Source organism: Mesorhizobium sp. f-mel (assembly GCF_053850215.1).
On record NZ_JBSPTO010000010.1, the window covers coordinates 1 to 22805 of the forward strand.

Annotated in this window: 23 protein-coding genes, 1 tRNA gene and 1 pseudogene; 15 read left to right on the forward strand and 10 right to left on the reverse strand. The window is 61.9% G+C overall.

Annotated features, from left to right (window positions below; all coding sequences use genetic code 11):
- Positions 1-197, forward strand: a 197-nt coding sequence (locus ACWUKX_RS14655; protein ID WP_456007595.1) for a hypothetical protein, incomplete at its 5' end; no start/stop codon positions are given.
- A gap of 1150 nt (positions 198-1347) precedes the next feature.
- Here the strand turns inward: ACWUKX_RS14655 and ACWUKX_RS14660 are convergent.
- Positions 1348-1437, reverse strand: a tRNA-Ser gene (locus ACWUKX_RS14660).
- 105 nt (positions 1438-1542) lie between these two features.
- Positions 1543-1818 carry a hypothetical protein gene (locus tag ACWUKX_RS14665; protein ID WP_456007597.1) on the reverse strand — a complete coding sequence of 92 codons (276 nt, stop codon included), beginning with the start codon at positions 1816-1818 and terminating at the stop codon, positions 1543-1545.
- Positions 1819-1853: 35 nt separating this feature from the next.
- On the opposite strand from ACWUKX_RS14665, the gene ACWUKX_RS14670 reads away from it, so the two are divergent.
- From ACWUKX_RS14670 to ACWUKX_RS14705, 8 genes are all read left to right on the forward strand, one after another.
- Positions 1854-3086 (forward strand): septal ring lytic transglycosylase RlpA family protein, encoded by a 1233-nt coding sequence (locus tag ACWUKX_RS14670; protein WP_456007599.1) that lies wholly within the window; start codon positions 1854-1856, stop codon positions 3084-3086.
- 113 nt (positions 3087-3199) lie between these two features.
- Positions 3200-4366, forward strand: a complete 1167-nt coding sequence (locus ACWUKX_RS14675; protein WP_456007601.1) for a D-alanyl-D-alanine carboxypeptidase family protein — start codon at positions 3200-3202, stop codon at positions 4364-4366.
- A 159-nt stretch (positions 4367-4525) separates the two neighbouring features.
- Positions 4526-5197, forward strand: a complete 672-nt coding sequence (tmk, locus tag ACWUKX_RS14680) for a dTMP kinase (RefSeq protein ID WP_456007603.1) — start codon at positions 4526-4528, stop codon at positions 5195-5197.
- The gene (locus tag ACWUKX_RS14685; RefSeq protein ID WP_456007605.1) at positions 5194-6249 is read left to right on the forward strand and encodes a DNA polymerase III subunit delta'; all 1056 of its coding nucleotides are present in this window, start codon (positions 5194-5196) and stop codon (positions 6247-6249) included. Before tmk ends, ACWUKX_RS14685 begins: the two co-directional genes overlap by 4 nt.
- 81 nt (positions 6250-6330) lie before the next feature.
- Positions 6331-7884 (forward strand): methionine--tRNA ligase, encoded by a 1554-nt coding sequence (gene metG / locus ACWUKX_RS14690; protein WP_456007808.1) that lies wholly within the window; start codon positions 6331-6333, stop codon positions 7882-7884.
- Positions 7884-8678 (forward strand): TatD family hydrolase, encoded by a 795-nt coding sequence (locus ACWUKX_RS14695; protein ID WP_456007607.1) that lies wholly within the window; start codon positions 7884-7886, stop codon positions 8676-8678. The genes metG and ACWUKX_RS14695 overlap by 1 nt, the downstream gene beginning before the upstream one ends.
- Positions 8679-8681: 3 nt before the next feature.
- Positions 8682-9500: an MBL fold metallo-hydrolase gene (locus ACWUKX_RS14700; RefSeq protein ID WP_287091922.1), complete on the forward strand. Its 819-nt coding sequence runs from the start codon at positions 8682-8684 to the stop codon at positions 9498-9500.
- 15 nt (positions 9501-9515) lie between these two features.
- Positions 9516-9986 (forward strand): YbaK/EbsC family protein, encoded by a 471-nt coding sequence (locus tag ACWUKX_RS14705; RefSeq protein ID WP_456007609.1) that lies wholly within the window; start codon positions 9516-9518, stop codon positions 9984-9986.
- 17 nt (positions 9987-10003) lie between these two features.
- On the opposite strand, the gene ACWUKX_RS14710 is transcribed toward ACWUKX_RS14705, so the two are convergent.
- Positions 10004-10663 (reverse strand): TetR/AcrR family transcriptional regulator, encoded by a 660-nt coding sequence (locus tag ACWUKX_RS14710; RefSeq protein ID WP_095520601.1) that lies wholly within the window; start codon positions 10661-10663, stop codon positions 10004-10006.
- 243 nt (positions 10664-10906) lie between these two features.
- Here ACWUKX_RS14710 and ACWUKX_RS14715 point away from each other — a divergent pair, with 243 nt between their 5' ends.
- The 3 genes and pseudogenes from ACWUKX_RS14715 (at position 10907) to ACWUKX_RS14725 (ending at position 13448) form a co-directional block, all read left to right on the forward strand.
- Positions 10907-11854 carry a homocysteine S-methyltransferase family protein gene (locus ACWUKX_RS14715; protein ID WP_456007611.1) on the forward strand — a complete coding sequence of 316 codons (948 nt, stop codon included), beginning with the start codon at positions 10907-10909 and terminating at the stop codon, positions 11852-11854.
- Between the two features lie 265 nt (positions 11855-12119).
- A complete protein-coding gene (locus ACWUKX_RS14720) occupies positions 12120-12413 on the forward strand; it encodes a hypothetical protein (RefSeq protein WP_456007613.1) in 294 nt (97 codons plus the stop codon).
- Positions 12414-12543: 130 nt separating this feature from the next.
- Positions 12544-13448, forward strand: a pseudogene (locus ACWUKX_RS14725) (agmatinase).
- A 144-nt stretch (positions 13449-13592) separates the two neighbouring features.
- Here ACWUKX_RS14725 and ACWUKX_RS14730 read toward each other — a convergent pair.
- The 4 genes from ACWUKX_RS14730 to ACWUKX_RS14745 all read right to left on the reverse strand — a co-directional run bounded on the left by ACWUKX_RS14730 (position 13593) and on the right by ACWUKX_RS14745 (position 16350).
- The gene (locus tag ACWUKX_RS14730; RefSeq protein ID WP_456007615.1) at positions 13593-14156 is read right to left on the reverse strand and encodes a DUF2076 domain-containing protein; all 564 of its coding nucleotides are present in this window, start codon (positions 14154-14156) and stop codon (positions 13593-13595) included.
- A gap of 126 nt (positions 14157-14282) precedes the next feature.
- The gene (locus tag ACWUKX_RS14735; RefSeq protein WP_029352369.1) at positions 14283-14999 is read right to left on the reverse strand and encodes a Bax inhibitor-1/YccA family protein; all 717 of its coding nucleotides are present in this window, start codon (positions 14997-14999) and stop codon (positions 14283-14285) included.
- A 20-nt stretch (positions 15000-15019) separates the two neighbouring features.
- A complete protein-coding gene (locus ACWUKX_RS14740) occupies positions 15020-15793 on the reverse strand; it encodes an anti-sigma factor family protein (RefSeq protein ID WP_456007810.1) in 774 nt (257 codons plus the stop codon).
- Positions 15794-15801: 8 nt separating this feature from the next.
- Complete coding sequence (locus ACWUKX_RS14745) at positions 15802-16350, reverse strand: sigma-70 family RNA polymerase sigma factor (RefSeq protein WP_051695153.1); 549 nt, start codon at positions 16348-16350, stop codon at positions 15802-15804.
- Between the two features lie 319 nt (positions 16351-16669).
- Here ACWUKX_RS14745 and ACWUKX_RS14750 point away from each other — a divergent pair, with 319 nt between their 5' ends.
- From ACWUKX_RS14750 to mazG, 3 genes are all read left to right on the forward strand, one after another.
- Positions 16670-17827: an OpgC family protein gene (locus tag ACWUKX_RS14750; protein ID WP_456007617.1), complete on the forward strand. Its 1158-nt coding sequence runs from the start codon at positions 16670-16672 to the stop codon at positions 17825-17827.
- 178 nt (positions 17828-18005) lie between these two features.
- Entirely contained in the window at positions 18006-19190 is a 1185-nt protein-coding gene (locus ACWUKX_RS14755; RefSeq protein ID WP_456007619.1) for an amino acid aminotransferase, read from the forward strand.
- Positions 19191-19272: 82 nt separating this feature from the next.
- A complete protein-coding gene (gene mazG, locus ACWUKX_RS14760) occupies positions 19273-20097 on the forward strand; it encodes a nucleoside triphosphate pyrophosphohydrolase (protein WP_456007621.1) in 825 nt (274 codons plus the stop codon).
- A gap of 6 nt (positions 20098-20103) precedes the next feature.
- Here mazG and hflX read toward each other — a convergent pair whose 3' ends face one another.
- From hflX to ACWUKX_RS14775, 3 genes are all read right to left on the reverse strand, one after another.
- The gene (gene hflX / locus ACWUKX_RS14765; RefSeq protein WP_456007623.1) at positions 20104-21495 is read right to left on the reverse strand and encodes a GTPase HflX; all 1392 of its coding nucleotides are present in this window, start codon (positions 21493-21495) and stop codon (positions 20104-20106) included.
- Complete coding sequence (gene hfq / locus ACWUKX_RS14770; RefSeq protein WP_128260111.1) at positions 21496-21741, reverse strand: RNA chaperone Hfq; 246 nt, start codon at positions 21739-21741, stop codon at positions 21496-21498.
- A gap of 145 nt (positions 21742-21886) precedes the next feature.
- Positions 21887-22750, reverse strand: coding sequence for a D-amino-acid transaminase (locus tag ACWUKX_RS14775; RefSeq protein ID WP_065008747.1), 864 nt, complete (start codon positions 22748-22750; stop codon positions 21887-21889).
- Positions 22751-22805 lie beyond the last annotated feature (55 nt).

Here is a 22805-nt window from a genome sequence, read left to right on the forward strand (position 1 = left end):
TGCAGCGGGCGGTCGAGATTACTCGTGGACATGGACAACCTCCTCGCCCCGGATCAGTCAAGAAAGGCAACACGACAAGGGCTTCGGAGTTGAGCCCGTGCTGGGGGGCGCAAAAACTTCCTGCCCAGGGCAAATTAGCTTTCGGCCTCTGCCATATTGCCGAGGTCGAGATTACGCGTGTTGCAAACCCATCATAACACGAAAATGCATCTGCGGGTCGCCCCTTTTCGCCAGCCGTCTCGAGCGCCGCAGTAAACAAATGGGTCGTCTCATCCGTGCCATGGCGTGATACAGCGGTGAGACCGATTGGATCTTCAGATACGCGCGTCCTTGCGGTGTTCAACGTCTTGAAACTTGGGCGGGCCTCGATGTGACCGGACGCCAAATGTCGTGAATGACCCACACTAGAGCACTCCCGAATGCTCTTGCGCTGAAGGTCAGGTTCCCGACCTGGTTTGGACGTTCAAATCTGCAACGACCAAGGTCGTCAACGGGGCCGACACCTGCCGAAGCGCGAACGGCGGGTTTGGAGAAACACCATGAATGTCGGGAAATGGCGCGACTACGACTTCCAGCATGGTCACCCGGGATGTCTGCTTCCGGGCGGAGACAAAGTTTGGCTTTTGGTCGACATGAGGCGCATTTCCTCCCCGCAGGCTTGTGGCCGGAAGCAGCTGGGCCGCTTCTGGCATCGGAAAATCGCTAGCGGACGTACAAGTCGTGGATGCCGACGTCTCGGCCTGACCCTTTCTGGTCATTCGCGTGCGTCTACCTTTACGTCCGCTTGGCGGACCAAAACCAGCCGTTCACTGACCCTATAGGGATAACCAGATGCATGCCTGCTGGTGACAAATCTGAAGCAGCCCCTCAGCGCCTAGCCGACAAGTCTCGATGTGACAGTGCATAAGCACTCATCCACCGTCGCGGAAGATTAGCGGCGCTGCGCGGAAATGGCGAGAAGCGTCTTCGTTTCGTGGCCTGCCCGGCGGCCAGCGCGAGTTTGCGCTCTATGGCCGACTTGCGGCGCACTGCTGCCAATCGCGGCGAGGAGAATGAAGGTCTGCAATGGTCAAATGCGGACATACGATTTGGATTTCAACTAAGGTCGCCTAGCGAGAAGGCTGCCAACTCCAAATGGTCGCCTGCTCCGTAAGCCGCTGAAATTGTTGAGGCCAAAACCTCTGAACCAAATCTGCGTGGTTCATAGCTTTGGAGAATTTCGCCCAAAGAGAACGCTCATTCAACGTGAATGGGCGCGCCCGTGGTTCACAGGTTTCTCTCAAGCCCGCAGTTCCGCGGGGTTCCGTGCCGTGAAGCACGGGCAGAGAAAGTTGGGGCAGGGTGCATTGGCGGAGGGAGTGGGATTCGAACCCACGGTGGGCTTGCACCCACGCCGGTTTTCAAGACCGGTGCCTTAAACCGCTCGGCCATCCCTCCATCGTGATTTTTCAACCACTTGGATGCTCGTCCTGATCTCAACTCATACCTGTTGGCACCGCTGCGCCGCCTGGAGATCGTCCGCGCTTCATTGCTCTAGTGCGCCTAGCGAAGTCCTGTCAACCGGCCGTTGCCCGTTCCTGCCAAGGGCAGGGCATGGGCGCTTGACGGCGGGGCTGAAAGCAAGCCGAACAGCGCAGCGCCGAAGGTCGAAAAGCGGTGATTTTTCACAGCGACCACCGGGACGGTTTGTGCCACAATGTCGCCCGGTTCCGACCACAATCGGTTAATACGGTGATAAACAATTCCTGTGCACAAGGGATTGCGAATCAAGGTGGCGCTGGCGTTTGTCGAGTGGGTTTTGGCCCCGCCGACGATCAAGTTGCGGTGCCTTTGTTGAGAGGGGACAACCGAAAATGCAAAGCACGGCGCGCCCGCGTCTTCGTCGCGCTTCCGCGTTCGCCTTGTTTGCCCTGTCGGCTGCATTGCTGGCGGCTTGCGCCGCGCCGCCACAGCCGAAGGCGATGGTCAACAAGAAACCCCGCTCCAAGGAATATTTTTCCGAATCCGAATACGGCGTGAAGGCCAGCCCGCGCGTCACCTTCAAGATGTCGGGCCTGCAGCGTGGCGGCGGACGCGACCAGCTCGGCAAGCCCTATCAGGTGCGCGGCAAGTGGTATTACCCGAAAGAAGATAAGCGCTATGCCAAGATGGGTCTCGCCTCCTGGTATGGCGAAGCGTTCCACGGCAGGCTGACCGCCAACGGCGAAGTCTACGACATGACACATCTGACCGGCGCGCATCCAACAATGCCGCTGCCGAGCTATGCGCGCGTCACCAATCTGAAGACCGGCAGCTCGGTCATCGTGCGCGTCAACGATCGCGGCCCTTACCATGACGGGCGCATCATCGATGTTTCGAAGCGCGCCGCCGAAATGCTCGACTATGCCAATATTGGCACGGCCAAGGTGAAGGTCGAATATGTCGGTCGGGCGCCGCTTGACGGTAATGACGATCAGTACCTGATGGCCTCCTACAATCCAGGGAACAGGGTGCCGGATCCGTCGGACGGCCTGCCGACCGGTGTCATGATCGCCATGAATGGGCCATCGCCGAGCAGGGCGTTGGGCGCTGTCGCCGCTCCATTTCCCGGTCAGTTGACGAATTCCGCATCAGCACAGCCTGTCATTGCGGCGCAGGCGCCAGCCTTTGGCAATGTGACGCTGCCCGATTTCGGGCCGATCGTGCCGGAACGCCCGCAGATCAATCTGCCGGCGCAATCGCCGTTCAGCGTAGCGTCGCTGTCTTACGCGGACGAACGCGTGCAGCGCGCCCCCAATGTCTTTGCCGCGCTGGATGGCGCCGGTATGTCGCCTGCCGAAATCCTTCGATCGTGGAAGCGGCAAGCTCCTCCCGCCGATTCGCCCACGGACTATATCGCGGCGGGCTCGTTCGAGGATGTCGCCGAGGCGCAGCGTGTGGCAGCCCGGCTTTCCAGCTTCGGCAAGACCGAAATCCAGCGCTCCGAATTCGAGGGCAAGGACTGGTCCTCGGTCAACCTCTATCCGGACGGCCATGGCAGCCTGGACGAGATGCTGCAGGCGGCATGGTCGCATGGCGCACCGGACGCGCTCGTGGTTCGGAACTGACCGGCAAGACCTGAAGTTCTGCCCCTGTTGTCTATCGCGTGGTTGATCGGCCGGGACAAAGCCTGATAGCCTAGAGCTTCCCCAGAAATACCGGCTGACAGGTCGAACTTCTCATGAAATCTCGCTTCGCCGCGCCTCTCGCCGGGCTTTTGGGTTTTGCCCTCCTGCTGTTTTCGCTGGCTCCGGCCGCGGCGCAGCTTTTCGAGACCAAGGCCGCGCAGGCCTTCATGATCGATGCCGAAACCGGAACGGTGCTGTTTTCCAAGGATGCCGACAGGCCGATTCAGCCGGCGTCGCTGGCCAAGCTGATGACGATGGAGGTGGTGTTCAACGCCATCAAATCGGGGCGCGTGACGCTCGACGACACATTCGTGGTGAGTGAAAACGCATGGCGCACGGGCGGGGCGCCATCCGGGACGTCGACAATGTTTGCCAAACTGAAGTCAACGATCCGGCTTGAAGACCTGATCCAGGGCGTGACGGTTCAGGCCGCCAATGACGGCTGCATCATCATCGCCGAAGGTTTTGCGGGATCGGAGGCGAATTTCGCGACTGAGATGACCGAGCGCGCAAGGCAGATTGGCCTTGAGAAATCGACATTCGTCAATTCAACCGGTCTGCCGGCCGACGGTCAGCAAACGACGGTTCGAGAGCTTGCGCTTCTGGCCCTGCATATCTGGCGCTCGTACCCGGACCTCTATCGCTATTACGGCCAGAAGGATTTCACCTGGAACAAGATCACCCAAAGGAACCGCAACCCGCTGCTGGCGATGGATATCGGCGCCGACGGCCTGGCGATCGGCAGGAGCGAGGCATCAGGCTTCGGCGTCGTCGGCTCGGTCAGCCAAAGTGGCAGGCGGGTCATTGCGGCGATGAGCGGCCTGGCAAGCGACCGCGAGCGCGCCGAGGAAGCGCGAAAGCTGCTCGACTGGGGCCTTCGTTCCTTCCAGAAGACCGAGATTTTCGCCAAGGACGAGGTGGTCGGCGAGGCCCAGGTTTTCGGCGGTGCGAAATCCGGCGTGGCGCTGAAGGCAAAAGCGCCCGTGGTCATCTTCCTGCCCATCGCCAACCGCGACAAGCTGACCGCCAAGATCGTCTATGACGGGCCGGTTGCAGCCCCGGTGGAGGAGGGGCAACCAGTGGGTGCGCTGCGGGTCTGGATCGGTGATACGCTGAGCCAGGAGACGCCGCTTTTCGCGGCCGAATCGATCGGCGTCGGCTCGCTGCCGCAACGCGCGCTCGATGCTGCCAAGGAACTGGCCGTCGGCTGGCTGCGTTAATGCGTGTCGCCCAAAAGTGCTCAGCGGTTTGAGGCGACGACACGCATGAAAAGGGCCTAAAGCGCGTCGCATCTCTTCAGACGCGACGCGGTTTGGCACCGTGGCGTGGACCTTTTCTCAAGTCAGGACTATTACGGTCCCGCAGCATGGATATAGGCTTTGGTGCACGGATTTTTCATCACCTTCGAAGGCGGAGAAGGGGCAGGCAAGTCGACGCAGATCGAGCGGCTGGCCAGTAAGATGCGCGCCAAGAAATACGATGTCCTTGTCACGCGCGAGCCGGGGGGCTCGCCAGGCGCAGAGGCGGTCCGGCATGTCCTGCTTTCCGGCGCTGCCGAGCCATTCGGCCCCAGGATGGAGGCGCTGCTTTTCGCCGCCGCGCGGTCCGACCATGTCGAGCAGGTCATCCGGCCGGCGGTCGAGCGCGGCTCGATCGTGCTTTGTGATCGCTTCATGGACTCCTCGCGCGTGTACCAGGGCGTCACCGGCGGCCTCGATCCGGCGTTCATGGGCGCGCTGGAAAAGGTCGCCATCAACGGCATGGTGCCCGACATGACGCTGATCTTCGATATCGACCCGGCCGAAGGGCTGCGGCGCGCCACGGCACGGCGGGGCACCGATACCGGCGCCGATCGTTTCGAAAAGGAAACGCTTGATATCCATCAGCGCCGCCGCGAAGCCTTTCTGGCGATCGCCGCGGCAGAGCCCGAGCGCTGCATCGTCGTCGACGCGTCCGCCGACCCCGACACAGTGGAGAATGTCGTCACCACCGCCGTGTTCGCGGCCCTGGAGACGATGACAACGGCGCACAGGAAGCAGGCGCCGGGATGATTTTCGAACGGATCGCACCAGAACAACACGACACATTGGACGGCGTTCCGGAGCCGTCCGAGACCCCGCGCCTGGTTGGACATGGCCAGGCAGCGATCATGCTGGCGTCGGCCTATCGCTCCGGGAAGCTGCCGCATGCGCTGATCTTTGTCGGACCGGTCGGCATCGGCAAGGCGACACTCGCCTTTCACCTTGCGCATCATCTGTTGAAGCATCCGGCGTTCGAACAGGCGCCGGAAGTCCTTGCCGTTCCTGATCCGGCGTCATCGCTGTTTCGCCAGATCGCCACCGGCGCACATCCTTCGGTGCTGCATCTGACCCGCCCGCCGAACGATAAGACGAAGAGCTTCAAGACGGTCGTCACCGTTGATGAGATCCGCAAGGTCAGCCGCTTCCTGTCGCTGACCTCGCATGACGGTAGCTACCGGGTGGTGATCGTCGATCCGGCCGACGACATGAATACCAATGCGGCCAACGCTTTGTTGAAGAATCTTGAAGAACCACCGGCACGCACACTGTTCATCCTCATCGTCCATGCGCCGGGCAGCCTGCTGCCGACGATCCGCTCGCGCTGTCAGATGGTGCGGCTGACGCCGCTCGACGCTGAGAGCCTGATGACGGTTCTGGAGAGCGTCGAACCACCGCCGCCGGGCGATCCCGCGGCGCGCGCGGCACTGGCCAAGCGGGCAGGGGGCAGCGCGCGCACCGCAATCCTGTTGACGCAGTATGGCGGGCTGGAAATCGCCGAGACGCTCGACGCCCTGGCGACAGCAAGAAAGAGCGATGTTGCCGGTGCCTATCGCCTCGCGGAAGCGGTCGCCGGTCGCGACCAGGCGATCCAGTTCGATATCTTCAATCGCCGTGCGCTCGACCTGCTCTCGACCGGCGCAAGCCAGGCCGCGCTGGCGGGCGATCTGGCGCGGGCGAAAACTCTGTCGGATACTTGGCACGAGGCTTTGAACGCTATATCTGAAACCGACACCTACAATCTCGACAGGAAGCAGCACGCCTTGACCATGATCGACCGCTTGAATTCTGCAATGCGAATGTGACGGCCCATCGGGATGGCAATCGCCGTTTCGATGCGATATCTCACCGGCATCTTTCATTCAGACATTCATGACGGCTCATCCATGGCACGCGATAAATACTACCTCACGACGCCGATTTTTTATCCGAACGGCAAGCCGCATATCGGTCATGCCTACAATGTCATCGCCAGCGACACGCTTGCCCGCTTCCAGCGGCTCGACGGCAAGGACGTCTTCTTCGTCTCGGGGACCGACGAGCACGGCTTGAAGATGCAGCAAACGGCGGACGCTGAAGGCCTGACGCCGAAAGCGCTTGCCGATCGCAATTCGGCGATCTTCCGCTCGATGCTCGAAGCGACCGGCTGTTCTAACGACGTTTTCATCCGCACCACCGAGGAGCGCCACTACAAGGCCTGCCAGGCGATCTGGACGCGCATGGCGGAGAATGGCGACATCTACCTCGACCGCTATAGCGGCTGGTATTCGGTGCGGCAGGAAGCCTATTTCGACGAGGCCGAAACCAAGGTCGGCGACGACGGCATACGCCGCGAACCGCTCGGCTCGCCCGTCGAATGGACCGAGGAAGAGAGCTATTTCTTCCGCCTTTCCGCCTATCAGGACAGGCTGCTCGCGCTCTATGAGAGCAGCCCCGAATTCATCGGTCCGGCGGAGCGGCGCAACGAAATCGTCAGCTTCGTCAAATCCGGGCTGAAGGATCTGTCGATCTCGCGCACCACGTTCAAATGGGGCGTGCCGGTGCCGGGCGACGACAAGCATGTGATGTATGTCTGGGTCGACGCACTGACCAACTACATCACGGCTGCCGGTTATCCGGATACGGCCAATGACAGATGGTCCTTCTGGCCGGCGAACGTCCACGTCATCGGCAAGGACATCGTCCGCTTCCACGCCGTCTACTGGCCGGCCTTCCTGCTGTCGGCAGGAATCGAACTGCCGAAGCGCGTGTTCGCGCATGGCTTTTTGTTCAACCGCGGCGAGAAAATGTCGAAGTCGGTCGGCAATGTCGTCGATCCGTTCGCGATGATCGAGCATTACGGCCTCGATCAGGTGCGCTATTTCTTCATGCGCGAAGTGCCGTTCGGCCAGGACGGCAGCTACAGCCACGAGGCCATCGTCAACCGCACCAATGCCGACCTCGCCAACGATCTCGGCAATCTGGCGCAGCGCTCGCTGTCAATGATCGCCAAGAACTGCGGCGGCATGGTGCCGAAGCGCGGTGAACCGAACGATGCCGACAAGGCGATCCTCGACCAGGCAAGTGCTGCCCTTGTCACCGCGCGCAGGACGATGGCCGAACAGGGCATCCATCTGGCGCTGGCGGCGATCTTTGGCGTGGTGGCCGAAGCCAACCGCTATTTCGCGGGGCAGGAGCCGTGGGCGCTGAAGAGGACCGATCCCGCGCGCATGGAAACGGTGCTGTGGACGACAGCCGAGGTGATCCGGCGTATCGCGATCCTTTGCCAGCCCGTCGTCCCGACCTCGGCGGCAAAGCTGCTCGACCTGCTGGCGGTGCCGGCGGACAGCCGCGATTTCGCGCATGTCGCCGAGGGTCACGCGCTGGTTTCAGGTACGGTTCTGCCGGCGCCGGAACCGGTGTTTCCACGCTATGTCGAGCAGACGGATGCAAGCGTCTGATGTTGGTCGACAGTCACTGCCATCTCGACTTTCCGGATTTCGCAGAGGAGCGGGCGACCATCGTCGCCCGCGCTTTAGCCGCAGGAATCGGTCGTATGGTGACGATCTCGACGCGTGTGAAGCGGTTCCAACAAGTACTTGAGATCGCTGAATCTTTCGACGAAGTCTGTTGCTCGGTCGGCACCCATCCGCACAACGCCGCCGAAGAGCTTGATGTGACTGTCGAGGATCTTGTCCGGCTATCCGCTCATCGCAAAGTGGTGGCGATCGGCGAGGCCGGGCTCGATTACTTTTACGATCATGCGCCGCGCGTTGCCCAGGCGCAGGGTTTTCGAACCCATATCGCCGCCGCGCGCGAGACGGGCATGCCGCTGGTCATCCATTCGCGCGACGCCGACAGCGACATGGCTGATATCCTCGAGGATGAAACAGGGAAGGGCGCCTTCCCCTTCATCCTGCACTGTTTTTCGTCCGGGCGCAGGCTGGCCGAAGTCGGCGTGGCGCTCGGCGGCTATGTTTCCTTTTCCGGCATCCTGACCTTCAAGAATTCGGCCGAGCTGCGCGCCATCGCCGCCGATGTGCCACGTGACCGCCTGCTGGTCGAAACCGACGCGCCATACCTCGCGCCGATACCGTTTCGCGGCAAGCGCAACGAGCCTGCCTATGTCGCGCATACAGCCAAGGTGCTGGCCGAAACGATCGGCGTCAGCGAGGCCGAGATCGCAGACGTCACCACGGACAATTTCTTCCGGCTGTTCAGGAAGATGCCGCGCCCAAGCGCGCTGAGCACCTGACGCATGAGCGACCGGCTGCGCCTCACCATTCTCGGCTGCGGCTCATCGCCGGGCACGCCCCGCATTACTGGCGACTGGGGCAATTGCGATCCGGCCAATTCGAGGAACCGGCGCATGCGCACCGCAGCGCTCGTCGAGCGGATCGCGGCAAACGGCGACAAGACCACCGTCGTCATCGACACCGGGCCGGATTTCCGCGAGCAGATGCTGCTGGCAGCGGTCAGGCGCATCGATGCAGTCGTCTATACGCATCCGCATGCCGACCATATCCACGGTATCGACGATTTGCGCGGCTTCGTGCTCGAGCAGCGTCATCTGATCGATATCCACGCCGACCAGCCCACCATGCTGCGGTTACGGGAAGCGTTCGGCTATTGTTTCGAAACACCGCTAGGCAGTTCCTACCCGCCCATCGTCGAGCCCCATATCATCGACCACGCCAGGCCGGTGGTGATCGAAGGCGAGGGGGGTGCCCTCACCCTCGAGCCGCTGCCGCAAATCCATGGCGACATCATATCGCTTGGTTTTCGTATCGGCGGGCTCGCCTATTGCCCCGATATCAGCGATTTCCCCGACGCCACGGCCGAACGGCTGCGCGGTCTGGACATGCTGGTCATCGACGCGCTGCAATACAGGACGCATCCGAGCCATCTTTCGCTCGGCCAAGCACTCGACTGGATCGAAAAACTTGCGCCGAAAAAGGCCGTGCTGACGCATATGCATGTGCCGCTCGACTACGCCACGGTGATGGCGGAGACGCCGGCCGATGTCGAGCCAGCCTATGATGGTATGATGATCGAAATCAATTTTGAATCAGCATGATAGGTTCGGTTCTTCATGGCTGGCAGCATCGATCGTGTGACCAAGGCAGCAGCCGATGCCGGCCTCGACATCGAAATCAGACGCATGGGCGCCTCGACACGCACCGCCGAGGAAGCCGCCGCGCAATGCGGCTGCACCGTTGCACAGATCGTCAAATCGTTGGTTTTCCAAGGACAAGCTAGCGGAAAGCTGTTTCTCTTCCTGGTTTCCGGCTCCAATCAGCTGGATCTAGCCAAGGCTGCCGCACTGATCGGCGAGCCGCTGAAGCGCGCCGACCCGCGGCAGATCCGCGACGAAACCGGCTTTGCCATTGGCGGCGTAGCGCCGATCGGCCATCTGATCGCGATCCCGACGTTCGCCGACAAAATGCTGCTCGGTTTCTACCGCGTATGGGCAGCGGCCGGCGCGCACGACGCGGTGTTCGCCGCCGAGCCACAAGCAATGGTCAAAGCAGCGCAAGCCGTCGTAGCGACGCTGGCAGCCTGAATCGAACGTGCCGGACCCTATTCGGCGGCGATGGCGGTGGGGGCGGTTGGCAGCATGATGTCGGGCGCAGCCGGCGCGAACAGCATCTTTATGACGCTTCGGAAGGCGAGGATCTGGCGTCCGAGGACACGGGGATCGCCGAGCCCCCGCGACATGATGATGCCGCCATCGATCACACAGGAGAACATGATGGCCACGTCGTCGAGATCCATGCCTTTGCGGGCAGGATAAACGGTCGCGATCTCGTTCAGCGCATCGCGAAAACGCCCGTTCCAGGAACGTACGGCGTCGGCGGCGATGTCGCGAACGTTGCGGTCGAAGAGGCGCTCCTGATAGGTGAACGTCGCGATCAGGCAGCCGGGGTGGCCGTTCGGCAGGTCGCCCATCAGCTCGGCAAGCAGCTTGAGCGTGATCAGGAACGACTGCAACGGATCATCGGACAATTGCCGGCCGCGGTGAAACACCTCATCGAAGATGCGGTCATTCTCCTCGACGTAGCGCAGCATCAAGGCGCGGGCGAGTTCGTTCTTGTCCTTGAAATGATAGAAGAAGCCGCTCTTGGTAATGCCGGCTTCGGCGATCACCTCCTCGATGGAAGTCGCGCCGAACCCCTTGGCGAGCACCGAGGCCTCGGCGATCTCCAGAATGCGTTCGCGCGTTTCCGCACCCTTGCGCATGACCGAATGCCCTCAAATCAACTGTACCGGCGGTATGGTTTTCACACCCGCCAACATCGGCACCGATAGCAATTCGACCGACCCATCGCAGCTATCCGTCTGTAGTTGCTGCGGTTTCCGCTTCGGTGGAGTACCGGACCACAAGCCTTCTACCGCACCGGCGGCACGTGCTGCTAAAACTTGGCTATTCCGAACCGGCCGCCACCAGGGCGGCACGGTGTTATCTTACCACTGGAGACACACATGGCCAAGTACCGCCAGAATCTGCCGCAACTCGCCAACAGAACATTCCTGAGCGATGGCGGCATGGAAACGACTCTCATCTTTCACGAAGGCCTCGACCTTCCGCACTTTGCTTCCTTCACGCTGATGGCAACGCCTGAAGGCCGGCAGAAGCTCAAGGAATATTACGTCCGTTATCTGACCATTGCGCGCAGAAGTGGGACCGGCTTCATCCTCGACACGCCGACGTGGCGAGCCAATCCCGATTGGGGAACCTTGCTCGGCTACGGGCCGGAAGCGCTACGCGCCGTCAACGAGGCCTCGATCGAGCTTCTTCTCGACCTGCGCAAGGAGTTCGAGACCGCCGAAACGCCCTGCGTCATCAGCGGCGCGATCGGACCGCGCGGCGACGGCTACAAAGCCGGCAAGATGGATGCCAACGAGGCAGAAGCCTATCACGCGGTGCAAATTGAGAGTTTCGCGCGGACCGAAGCCGATATGGTGTCGGCCTACACGCTCACCAATTTCGAAGAGGCAATCGGCGTGGCGCGGGCGGCCAAAGCGCATGCCATGCCCTGCATGATCTCGTTCACCGTGGAGACGGACGGGAAGCTGGTGACCGGCATGGCGCTCGGCGAGGCGATCGACAGGGTCGACGACGCGACGGATGGTGCGCCGGCCTACTATATGATCAACTGCGCCCATCCGACGCATTTCATGCAGGCGCTGAAAAAGGGCGAGCGCTGGGTCGATCGCGTCTATGGCGTAAAGGCGAACGCTTCGGCCAAAAGCCATGCCGAACTGGACGAATCGGAAACGCTCGACGCGGGCGACCCGGACGATCTCGGGCGGCGCTACAGCAGGCTGACAGCTTCGTTTCCGACCATGCGCATCCTGGGCGGCTGTTGCGGCACCGACCACCGGCACATCGCGGCGATCTGCGAGGCCTGCGTGCCGCAAGCGGCGTAGGAGCCTGTGTGCGCCCCAGGAGACGCAAACGCTAACAACCGCAGTTCCGCTCAGGGAACGAGGTTGGGCCGAAAGCACGCAATCAAAATCGCAACTCAGTTCCATAATCTATCTTATGCGACTGAGCCATGGTATCGGCCGCGCGTGTCCTGGAGCTGACACACTTGCAAAGTTAGCCGCTGCGGAGTGATGATGTCGCACATGGTGGCGGAATGAATCAGAGCATCACCTATGTCAATGTTAGGATCGATCCGGCGGGATTCAAATGAGCTTGCTGAACAGAGCCATTCTTGGCGTCCTGGCCGTTGCCTGCGCCTTCTCCCTCGCCTTTTGGATGGGGCGCAATTCAAGCGCAATTGTCCGGACAACAGAAGTTTCGGGAACCGTAATCTCTGTCGTTTCGGGTGAAGGTGGCGCACGATATTTCGTTCAATTGAACGGCTCTCGGACGATTGTGATTCCCGGACCAACCCTTCCCCTCTATCCCGTCGGCGCTACGGTTACGTTGCTCCAAGACATCCATGAAAACGGTTCGGACAAGTATCACTTCCCGCCGTAAGCGGCGCCGAAGCACACTGCCCACACTGAATCAGCTTACGGCTTAGCATAGGATTTCGTCCATCCCGCAAACGATCCCATCCTGCGCGCCCTCAACACCGAAATTTCAGCCATCATCCAGGCCATCAAAAATGACCGCCTCGCCTCCCTTTCTCGGCTTTCCCGATCGCCTCGCCGATGGCCGGATGCCTCGTGCAGTGATCTTCGGAACCGGTCACGGCAGCACCTATCCGGGCAAGGACAGCAGCGGCTATGCCCTGGCCGCCCAAGCCATCCGCGCTGCAAGCCAGGACGATGCCGCGCTCGTCGAGCACTGGGATTCGGCGGCCCGCTGTTTGACGGCAAGCCGATCTGTTGCATCGACGCCGGCGATATCCCGACCACCATGCATGACAATGCCGGCAACCGGGCCCGGATCGAGGCGAAGACGCGCGAGGTCCTGGCATTGCCGGCCGTGCCGATCCTGCTTGGCGGCGACGATTCCGTGCCCATTCCCTTCATCGCCGGCTTTGCGGATCACGGGCCGGTCTGGATCCTGCAGATCGACGCCCATATCGACTGGCGCGACGAGTTGAATGGCGAACGCTACGGCTATTCGAACCCGATGCGCCGGGCGAGCGAGATGCCGCATGTCGCTGGCATCGTGCAGGTCGGCCTGCGTGGCGTCGGCAACGCGCGCCTCACCGAAATCGAAGCGGCGCGGCGCTTTGGCAGCCGCTTCGTGACCGCCCGCGAGGTTCACGCCCAGGGCGTCGAAGCCGCTCTCCGGCATATTCCAGAAGGAGCGCGGATCGTCGTCACCCTCGACTGCGACGGCCTCGATCCCAGCATCATGCCGGGCGTGGCGGCGCGTACGCCCGGCGGCCTCACCTACACGCAGGTGATTGACCTGATCGCGGGCCTCGGCAGGCGGGCCAGGATCGCAGGATTCGACCTTGTCGAGCTCTATCCTCCGGCCGACACTGACGGCCTATCGGCCCTGACCGCCGCGCGCCTTCTCGTCAATGTGATCGGCACCATCGTCCGGCAGATTTGAACCCGGCTTCTCGGGCGATCCGGTCAGTGACAGGAAGGCTCGTCATCGCCTGATGCGACATTTCTGGTCGCAGGGGATGTGACTGTCCCTTGCCCGCGAAGGCCGATTTCCTGGTCAGACCGCCCTCCGCGCTTTCCATTCGTGTCAAAATTCGATATCGCCAAAGTCGCCGCCGCCATCGGAGCCGGCGTCGCCTGCCGGGTCGGCAGCGGCTTCGTCTGGCTGTGACGCCGCCGGCTCGGTTGCCTGCGCTTCGCTTCCGCCAAACATGCCTGCGATGGCGTTGCCGAGAAGCACACCCCCAGCCACGCCCATCGCAGTCTGAGCGGCTCCTGCGAGGAACCCGCCGCCTGCCCTCTGCCGATCATTGCCCGAAAGCGGCTCCTGCGGCACAGCGGCAGCGGTGCGCCCGACCCGCGGGACCGAACCCGAGCGCCTGGCGCCGCCGCCGAAGAGCCCGCCAAGCAATCCGCCGCCGGCAGACTGCTGTGCCTGTTGTTCCAGTTCCTCGATGCGGGACTGTGCCGCGTTCAGGGCCTGCTCTTGCACGACGATGGTCTGCGCCATGTAGTATGGCGCGCCGGGCTGCCGGGCAATCTGATCGTTGATGAAGCGTTCCGCTTCGGCATCGCGCGGCGGCGTCTGTCGCTCGACATTTGCAAGTTTCTCGAAAAGATTGCCGATCGCCTGCTGGTCGTTCCTGTCCATGGGGAAGCAACTCCGGTTATCCGGGCGCGCCGCGTCCAAGAGATTCTCGCGACGCGCTCTAAGTCCCTGTTTTATGCATGTCGCGGCTCCAAAACCGCTGCCGCGACATGCAGTTGATTGAGGGGCCTATTCGCGCTCGCCAGTGAAGTTCAGCAGCAGCTGGAAGATGTTGATGAAGTTCAGATAGAGTGAGAATGCACCGAAGACGGCGAGCTTCTGCTGCGATTCCGCACCGAAGTTTTCCGCAAACTGCTCCTTGATCGTCTGGGTATCCCAGGCGGTGAGACCGATGAAGACGGCGATGCCGATCACCGAGATGGCGAACTGGAGTGCGGTCGAGCCGAGGAAGATATTGACGATGCTGGCAATCACCACGCCGATCAGGCCCATGATCAGGAACGACGAGAACTGGGTCAGGTCGCGTTTGGTCGTATAGCCGTAAAGGCTGGTCGCGCCGAACATGGTGGCGGCGATGAAGAAAGTGCGCGCGATGCTGGTCCCGGTGAACACCAGGAACACGGACGCCAGCGACAGGCCCATGACCGCACAGAATGCCCAGAACATCGCCTGAGCGCCGGCCGCGGACATCGTCTGGATCCGGAACGAGAACAGCAGCACAAAGGCGAGCGGTGCCAGCATCACCACCCACTTCAACGGGCTGGAAAAGATCGGCACGTAGAGGGCTGGCGTGGAAGCCACCACGAAGGCGATCACGCCGGTAACGACGAGGCCAACTCCCATGTAGTTGTAGACGCGCAGCATGTGCTGGCGCAGGCCTTCGTCATAGACGGCGCCGGTTTGGGCTCCGACGCCGGTGCGGTATCCTAGATTGGGGGTATTCATGCGGGTTCTCCTTTGTGAGGTCAGTAAAGCGTGTTGGCGAGCGTCCCTGCGGTGCGATCGAGATCGCGGACACCGCGTCGGGCGACGACTGCGTAAGCAACTTCGCCGATCTGGAAATAGGCCGAGGAAATTTCGCCCGAGGGGGCGACGGTCGGCTGGACTACGTCGAACGTTCCGGGCCTGATCGCGAACAGCGAGACCAGTCCCAGGTCCCTTGTTTCGACAGCCATCTCGACGCTCGGGCCGAACTGCGATGGATAGATCTGCACGTCACGGACTTTCCAGTCCTTCGGCAGCGACGGCATGACGATCGCCGTGGCGGCGCGGATTTCGTCCGCATCGTAATCCGGCGCTTCGGGCTGGGATGACATGGCCTCGCGCATGATCGTCGTCCTGTGTGCCCGGATCGCCTCCTCCACATAGACAGGGGGCTGGGTCGAGGCGACGACTTTCGTCACCGATATCGGCCCGACGATCCCGTTCGCAAACCAGCCCGCGGCCACCAACACTGCGACCGCCGAAGCCCGCTGCAACGTGCGTAAGGCCCGACCCCGGGCCAACCCCCGCTCCAGCCGCCGTGCTGCGTCGGCCGTTGCCGGCCGCGCCATGCCCTTGGATCCGGCAAGCGCCACCCGCAGTTCGTCGCGCGTCCTGAGATCGGACATTACGCGAGCGGCCGCCTCCGGACGGGCGGAAAGAAACGCCTCGACCTCGATGCGGCGGGCAACGTCCAGCTGATCGTCGACATAGGCGTCGAGGTCGGCATCGGTCACCGGGTCGCGCAGTTCGCTCATCATGGACATCACGGGCCTCCCACGATCTTGAGGTGGCTTTTCGCACGTGCCGGCAATTTGTCCTCCATCTCGCGGAGCGCCGCGCGCGCCCTGCCGATGCGCGACATCAGCGTTCCCAGCGGTACGCCGCTGGCCTCGGCCGCCTGGCTGTAGGTAAGTCCCTCGATGGCGACGAGATGCAGCGCCGAACGCTGCTCATCCGGTAATTTGAAAAAAGCTTCGCGCACCTGTGCCAGCCGGACGGAATGCTCCTGGGGAGCCTGCACGCTGGCGTCGATAAGATATCCGGCCTGCTCGACGCGCGCCGCTTCGGACTTGCGGGACCGCAAACCGTCAATGAAAGCATTGTGAACGATCGACAGCAGCCATGCGCGCAGGTTCCCGCCGGAGCGGAAGGTGCCGCGCCGCTCATAGGCACGCACCAGCGCGTCATGCACCAGATCCTCTGCTTCTGCGCTGTCGCGCGTCAGCGAACGCGCGTAGCGCCTCAGGGAACCAAGCTGTCCTATGATATCGAAGCGTGGCATCGACCCTCTCATGTCCCGTTTACGGAGCATGGCAGGTTTTTAATCCCGCTCTTTGAGTTTTTTTGCGATCCGGAAAGGTCTGGCATCAACGGTACAACGCCACCATCGCGCGTACGGCTTCTTTGTCCGCGAACGAGCAGCCCTCCCCTCAGCCGCCACAATTCGCCGCGCGGTTTTAGCCCCACCGGGGATTTCGATGTTTATACCTGAATTAATTTGTGACGCGGAAAACCGGGAAGTTGTCATCTTTCTCGGGCACTTGCCAGTTAAAGGCAGGAACATTCACCGCCGAATCTTCCTTCGCCAACGGCCCTTGGGCCTGCCTTGTTCAACGAATTACCGACCCAACATGACAAGCAATGTGCCAACCCAGCGGGATACCCGCATCGATGTCTTCCGCGCGCTAGCGCTACTGACGATCTTCACCAATCACGTGCCGGGGACGATCTTCGAGTATGTCACGCACAAGAATTTCGGCTTTTCCGATTCGGCCGAAGCCTTCGTGCTGATTTCGGGGATTGCCGTTGGGCTCGCCTACGGACTGAAGTTCCGGCCGGGAAACCGGTTGCTCGTTACCCTGAAGGCTTGGCGGCGCGCCGGTGTCCTCTATGTCACCCACGTCACGACCACGGTGGCGACGCTGGCGATCTTCTCGGCGGCTGCACTGCATTTCTCGCGGCCCGATCTTTTGAAGCTGATCAACATTCAGATGATCATCGAGGACACGCCGGAAGCGCTGCTCGGCATCGCCGCGCTCGGTCATCAGATCGGCTATAACAACATTCTTTCCATGTATGCCGTCGTACTTCTGATGATGCCGCTTTTCCTGTGGATCGGCACTACTTTCAGCCTGCGCCTGATGCTTGCTGCGTCCGCGCTTCTCTGGCTCATCGTCGGCATTTTCCAGATCGCACCTTCGAATTTTCCCGGTGACGGCTTCTGGTTCCTGAACCCGCTCTCCTGGCAGTTTCTGTTCGTTATCGGGATCGCCGGCATGCTGCACGTCAAGCGCGGCGGCGAAATCCGCTTCAACTGGATGATGGCGAGCGCGGCCGTCGGGTATCTGGTCGGCGCGCTGATTTGGGTGCGGCTGCCGCTGTGGGGCATCGAAACGGCCTCCGGCCTGCCTACGGTGCTGACCGGCTTCGACAAGACATTCCTGTCGCTGTCGCGGCTCATGCACATTCTGGCGATCGCCTACCTGATCGTGGCGATCCCGGCGCTTTCCAACCTGGCGAAGACGGGCCCCGGCCACCCGCTCGCGGTTCTTGGCAAGCATTCGCTGCCGGTCTTCATCGCCGGAACAATCCTCGCCATGATCGCGCAGGTCATGAAGGTCGTCAGCCCGGGCGGACTCCTCTACGACGCGATCCTGATCTCGACAGGCATCGCGCTGCAGTTCGGCTTTGCCTATTACCTCGAATGGCTGCCGCGGATCGGTTGGGGCGGCAAGAAGCAGCAACCTGTCGCCGCCTTGCCGTCTGCTGCCCTCAAGCTGGCGTCATAGAACGGCGTCGACGAGCCGTGCCGTCAAGCTTTCGCCGCGTGCGAGCCTTTCCTCAAGGCATGCTATGGATTTGTGCGTCCTGTCTCCTGGTTTGGGGGTTTTCAGCCTAGTGCAAATGAAACCGCTGGCGTAGCACAGCCGATTTGCGTATCACTCCGCCGCCAACGGAACCGCGCCGATGTTCGAAGACCTCCAGCCTGCCCCAGCCGACAAGATCCTTGCCTTGATCGGCCTCTATCGCGCCGATCCCCGCCCCGGCAAGGTCGACCTCGGCGTCGGCGTCTACAAGGATCGCGATGGCAAGACGCCGGTGATGCGCGCCGTGCGCGAAGCCGAAAAGCGACTGCTGCAGAGCCGGGACACCAAGACCTATCTCGGCCTTCCAGGCGATACCGGCTTCAACACAGCGACGGCGAGGCTGGTCTTTGGCCCTGCGGCCGACTTTTCGCGCGTCCGCGCGGCGCAGGCACCCGGCGGCTCCGGCGCGCTGCGGCTGGCGGCCGAACTGCTCAAGAGGACGCGATCCGACGCGACGATCTGGCTGTCGGACCCGACATGGCCGAACCACCTGCCGGTGATGCGCGCCGCCGCCTTGCAGATACGCGAATATCCCTACTTCGACGCTGCATCAGGTGCTGTTCGCTTCGCGGACATGATGAGCGCGCTGGCGACCGCCAAGAGCGGCGACGTGGTGCTGCTGCATGGTTGCTGCCACAACCCGACAGGCGCCAATCTGGACACCGCGCAGTGGGCCGAAATAGCCGACCTGGTCATCGAGCGTGGCCTGCTGCCTTTTGTCGACATTGCCTATCAGGGCTTTGGCGAGGGCCTGGACGCGGACGCCACCGGCTTGCGCCTGCTGGCTGAAAAAGTTCCGGAAATGGTGGTTGCCTCGAGCTGCTCCAAGAATTTCGCCGTGTATCGTGACCGTGTCGGCGCGGCCATGATCCTGGCTAAAGACAGCGCGCAGGCGGATGTCGCAATGAGCCAGATGCTGTCGGCGGCGCGCGCTATGTACTCGATGCCGCCGGACCACGGCGCGGCCGCGGTGCGCATCGTGCTTGAAGACGCCACACTGCGCGCCGACTGGGAAGCGGAGCTAGAGGAGATGCGCCTGCGCATGCTGCGGCTTCGGGTGCAGTTCGCCGAAGCGCTGCGGCGGCAGTCCAATTCCGATCGCTTCGATTTCGTCGCCAGCCATCGCGGCATGTTTTCCCGGCTTGGCCTGTCCGAAGCGCAGGTCGAGCGGCTGCGTGCCGAGCACGGTGTCTATATGGTCGGCGACAGCCGCATCAACGTCGCCGGCCTGCCGGAGGACGGCATGGACGCGCTCGCCAAGGCGATCGTCTCAGTGCTCGATTGAGCCGACCGTCGCTGGCAACTGTGGACAATGCGCCCTTGCCCACAGCATTGGCTGAGTGACCGCTGCACGATAGCGTCGACAGATGAAACCTTCGAAAGACATCTCCCGGCTGATCGAGATTATGGCGGCGCTGCGTGCGCCGGAAACCGGCTGCCCGTGGGATATGGAGCAGGATTTCTCGACCATCGCGCCCTACACGATCGAGGAAGCCTACGAGGTGGCGGACGCGATCGCGCGCGGCGACCTGGACGATCTGCGCGACGAGCTCGGCGACCTCCTGCTGCAGGTCGTCTACCATGCGCAGATGGCCGAGGAGGCCGGTGAATTCGCCTTTGGCGATGTGGTCCAGGCCATTACCACAAAAATGATCCGCCGCCATCCGCATGTCTTCGGCGACGAGAAGGCGCGCAGCGCCGGCATGGCCAAGGGCATGTGGGAGAAGATCAAGACCGAGGAAAAAGCGGAAAAGCGAAACGCCCGCCTCGCCCGCGGGCACGATCCTGAGGATCATGGCAACGGTTTTCTGGACAGCGTACCGGTCGCCCTGCCCGCTTTGACCCGGGCGCTCAAGCTGCAGGAAAAAGCGGCCCGCGTCGGCTTCGACTGGAGCGAGGCCACGCCGATCCTCGACAAGATCGAGGAAGAGATCGGCGAGTTGCGCCAGGCCCTTGCCAAGGGCGATACAGCTTCGATCAAGGACGAGTTCGGCGACATGCTGTTTGCCGTCGTCAATCTCGGGCGTCATCTCAAGGTTGATTCCGAAGCGGCACTCAGCGGCACCAACGAGAAATTCCGGTCGCGGTTCCGCTATGTCGAGCAAGCGCTGGAAGCGTCCGGAAACACGCTGGAAAGGGCGACGCTCGACGAGATGGAGGCGCTTTGGCAGCAAGCCAAAAGCGCGAAGTAATAGAAATTATCCGTTGTTTTTACGATGCAATCTGGTTTCTATCTCTTCGTGTGCGCTTCGCGTCGCTTTGAGCGACACGGTTATACCGCCATCGTCATTGTCGGTGCGCGAGACGACGTCGCCATTGCGGTAGAGCCAGTCGACGAACCCAAGCTGGTCAGGCTTGAGCGTGACGGTCAGCGTTTCCAGTTCGCCTGAAACTCTTGTCTCCATGATCGCCTTCAGCACATCGATGCCCTCGCCGGTGGCGGCCGATATGGCAATCGGCGGCGCCTTGTTGCCGTCGATGCCGTCGGCGAGCAATCGCGCCCGGTTGCCTTCATCGAGCCGGTCGATCTTGTTCCACACTTCGATGACGCGCTTGCTGTCGCCGGCATCGACGCCGAGATCGGCGAGGATGCGCTCGACATCCTCGGCCTGGGCGGCCGTATCGGGGTCCGAAATATCGCGCAGATGGATGACGAGATCGGCCTCGACCACCTCTTCCAGCGTTGCCCGAAAGGCCGCGATCAGATGCGTCGGCAGGTCCGAAATGAAACCGACGGTGTCCGAAAGGATGACCGGCGTGCCGTGCGGCAGTCGCACCCGACGCAACGTCGGGTCGAGCGTGGCAAACAGCATGTCCTCGGCCAGCACCTCTGCTCCGGTCAGCCTGTTGAACAGCGTCGACTTGCCGGCGTTGGTATAGCCGACGATCGCCACAACCGGGAACGGCACCTTCTTGCGCTTGGCGCGGTGCAGATCGCGGGTCCGCCGCACTGTTTCCAGCTCGTGCTTCAGCTTGTTGATCTTGTCCTGCAGGACACGGCGGTCCGATTCGATCTGCGTTTCGCCAGGCCCGCCAAGGAAACCGGCGCCGCCGCGCTGGCGCTCGAGGTGGGTCCAGCTTCGCACGAGCCGGCCCTTCTGATAGTTGAGGTGCGCAAGATCGACCTGCAGCGTACCTTCCTTGGTGCGCGCGCGCTCGCCGAAAATCTCCAGGATCAGCCCGGTGCGATCCAGCACCTTGGCGTTCAATTCTTTTTCCAGATTGCGTTGCTGCACCGGCGTCAACGGATGGTCGACAATAACCAGTTCGGCACGGCCCTCTTTGACGATCTCGGCGAACTCCGCGACCTTGCCGCTGCCGAGCAAGGTTGCAGGCCGCGGATCATTGACGGTCACCACCGCGGTATGGATCGGGTCGAGGTCAATGGCTTGGGCAAGACCAACCGCTTCGTCGTGGCGGGCCTCGGCGGAACGCATCAGGCGCGGACGATTGATGTCTTCGTCGCCGCGCGGCTGGCGGGTAAGCACCGGCACGATGACCACGGCCCGGGTCGGGCCTTCGGCTTCCGTCCCCGGCTGATATGCTGGTTTTTCGCGAACGCTGCGGTCCGCGTCTTTCTTACGTGCCAATCAGACGCCCTGGCTTTCCTCGCCATCGAACATCTGAACCGGCTGGCTCGGCATGATCGTGGAAATGGCGTGCTTGTAGACGAGCTGGGAATGGCCGTCTCGACGCAGCAGAACACAGAAATTGTCGAACGAAGTAACCACACCGGTCAGCTTCACGCCGTTGATGAGAAAGATGGTGAGTGGGTTTTTGCTTTTGCGAACTGAATTCAGGAACAGGTCCTGAAGATTTTGCGATCGTTCCGCCATTGTTCTTGTCTTTCGCCGATCCCCTTCGGTTTGCACCTCAATGCGCCAAATTACCCGGCACGTGTCAAGCGCGCAAACACCATCTTGCCGTCAATAACGACAAGCAGAACGAGATATATTGATGTTCATTCCACCTGTGCGGTTATCAGGCTGGACTTTTTTCCGCAACGTCAAAAAAGGCTTGCCGCAAGGAAAGTGTTATCGAGCCCGGATGGCCATTGGCGACGGGAGCGCCGTCGATCGCCACGATCGGCATGGCGATGGTGGTCGCGGAGCTGATGAAAACCTCGCGCGCAGCCTTGGCCTCGGCGACCGAAAAGCCGCGCTCCTCGATCTTCAGGCCGAGCTTGGCGGCCACTTCGAACAGCGTGGTGCGGGTGATGCCGCGCAGGATGCCGTGCTCGGCCGGACGCGTTACCAGCACACCATCCCTGGTGATGATCCAGGCGTTCGACGATCCACCTTCCTTGACGGTGCCGTCGGCATCGACGAACCAGGCTTCCTGGGCGCCGGCTTCCTTGGCCTTCTGCTTGGCGAGCACATTTGGCAGCAGGCCGACCGACTTGATATCGACCCGATCCCAACGATTCTCCGGCACGGTGATAACCTTGATTCCGCTTTCGGCTCTCTTCGCGGCAGCAGCGGGGTCGGCTTTCCTGGCGGTCACCACCAGCGACGGCTTCGTGCCCGCCGCCGGGAAAATAAAGTCACGGCTGGCGACGCCACGCGTCACCTGAAGATAGACCAGGCCATCGGTGACATGGTTGCGGCGAACCACCTCACGCATAATAATCGGCAACACGCCCCGCGTGACCGGCCAGTCGATCGACAATTCGGTCAGCGAGCGGTTTAGCCGTCCGAGATGGCGAGGCATATCAACGATGAAGCCGCGCGCTACCTCGCAGACCTCGTAGACGCCATCGGCGAACTGATAACCACGGTCCTCGACATGCACGAAGGCGTCGGCGTGAGCGACATAGCGCCCGTTCACATAGGCAATGCGCGGCATGGGGTCACCCTGGAGAAGTCAGCGCATGACCCCGAAAATCGGAATCGATTTTCGG

What these genes read in the sequence shown, in the direction of transcription:
- ACWUKX_RS14670 (WP_456007599.1), top strand. Translation starts at nt 1,854, where the DNA reads ATGCAAAGCACGGCGCGCCCGCGTCTTCGTCGCGCTTCCGCGTTCGCC.
- ACWUKX_RS14710 (WP_095520601.1), bottom strand. Translation starts at nt 10,663, where the DNA reads ATGCGCAAGGGTGCGGAAACGCGCGAACGCATTCTGGAGATCGCCGAG.
- ACWUKX_RS14700 (WP_287091922.1), top strand. Translation starts at nt 8,682, where the DNA reads ATGAGCGACCGGCTGCGCCTCACCATTCTCGGCTGCGGCTCATCGCCG.
- ACWUKX_RS14730 (WP_456007615.1), bottom strand. Translation starts at nt 14,156, where the DNA reads ATGGACAGGAACGACCAGCAGGCGATCGGCAATCTTTTCGAGAAACTT.
- ACWUKX_RS14740 (WP_456007810.1), bottom strand. Translation starts at nt 15,793, where the DNA reads ATGAGCGAACTGCGCGACCCGGTGACCGATGCCGACCTCGACGCCTAT.
- ACWUKX_RS14755 (WP_456007619.1), top strand. Translation starts at nt 18,006, where the DNA reads ATGTTCGAAGACCTCCAGCCTGCCCCAGCCGACAAGATCCTTGCCTTG.
- ACWUKX_RS14775 (WP_065008747.1), bottom strand. Translation starts at nt 22,750, where the DNA reads ATGCCGCGCATTGCCTATGTGAACGGGCGCTATGTCGCTCACGCCGAC.
- hfq (WP_128260111.1), bottom strand. Translation starts at nt 21,741, where the DNA reads ATGGCGGAACGATCGCAAAATCTTCAGGACCTGTTCCTGAATTCAGTT.
- ACWUKX_RS14705 (WP_456007609.1), top strand. Translation starts at nt 9,516, where the DNA reads ATGGCTGGCAGCATCGATCGTGTGACCAAGGCAGCAGCCGATGCCGGC.
- metG (WP_456007808.1), top strand. Translation starts at nt 6,331, where the DNA reads ATGGCACGCGATAAATACTACCTCACGACGCCGATTTTTTATCCGAAC.
- ACWUKX_RS14735 (WP_029352369.1), bottom strand. Translation starts at nt 14,999, where the DNA reads ATGAATACCCCCAATCTAGGATACCGCACCGGCGTCGGAGCCCAAACC.
- ACWUKX_RS14745 (WP_051695153.1), bottom strand. Translation starts at nt 16,350, where the DNA reads ATGCTCCGTAAACGGGACATGAGAGGGTCGATGCCACGCTTCGATATC.
- ACWUKX_RS14715 (WP_456007611.1), top strand. Translation starts at nt 10,907, where the DNA reads ATGGCCAAGTACCGCCAGAATCTGCCGCAACTCGCCAACAGAACATTC.
- ACWUKX_RS14695 (WP_456007607.1), top strand. Translation starts at nt 7,884, where the DNA reads ATGTTGGTCGACAGTCACTGCCATCTCGACTTTCCGGATTTCGCAGAG.
- ACWUKX_RS14750 (WP_456007617.1), top strand. Translation starts at nt 16,670, where the DNA reads ATGACAAGCAATGTGCCAACCCAGCGGGATACCCGCATCGATGTCTTC.
- ACWUKX_RS14720 (WP_456007613.1), top strand. Translation starts at nt 12,120, where the DNA reads ATGAGCTTGCTGAACAGAGCCATTCTTGGCGTCCTGGCCGTTGCCTGC.
- mazG (WP_456007621.1), top strand. Translation starts at nt 19,273, where the DNA reads ATGAAACCTTCGAAAGACATCTCCCGGCTGATCGAGATTATGGCGGCG.
- ACWUKX_RS14675 (WP_456007601.1), top strand. Translation starts at nt 3,200, where the DNA reads ATGAAATCTCGCTTCGCCGCGCCTCTCGCCGGGCTTTTGGGTTTTGCC.
- ACWUKX_RS14685 (WP_456007605.1), top strand. Translation starts at nt 5,194, where the DNA reads ATGATTTTCGAACGGATCGCACCAGAACAACACGACACATTGGACGGC.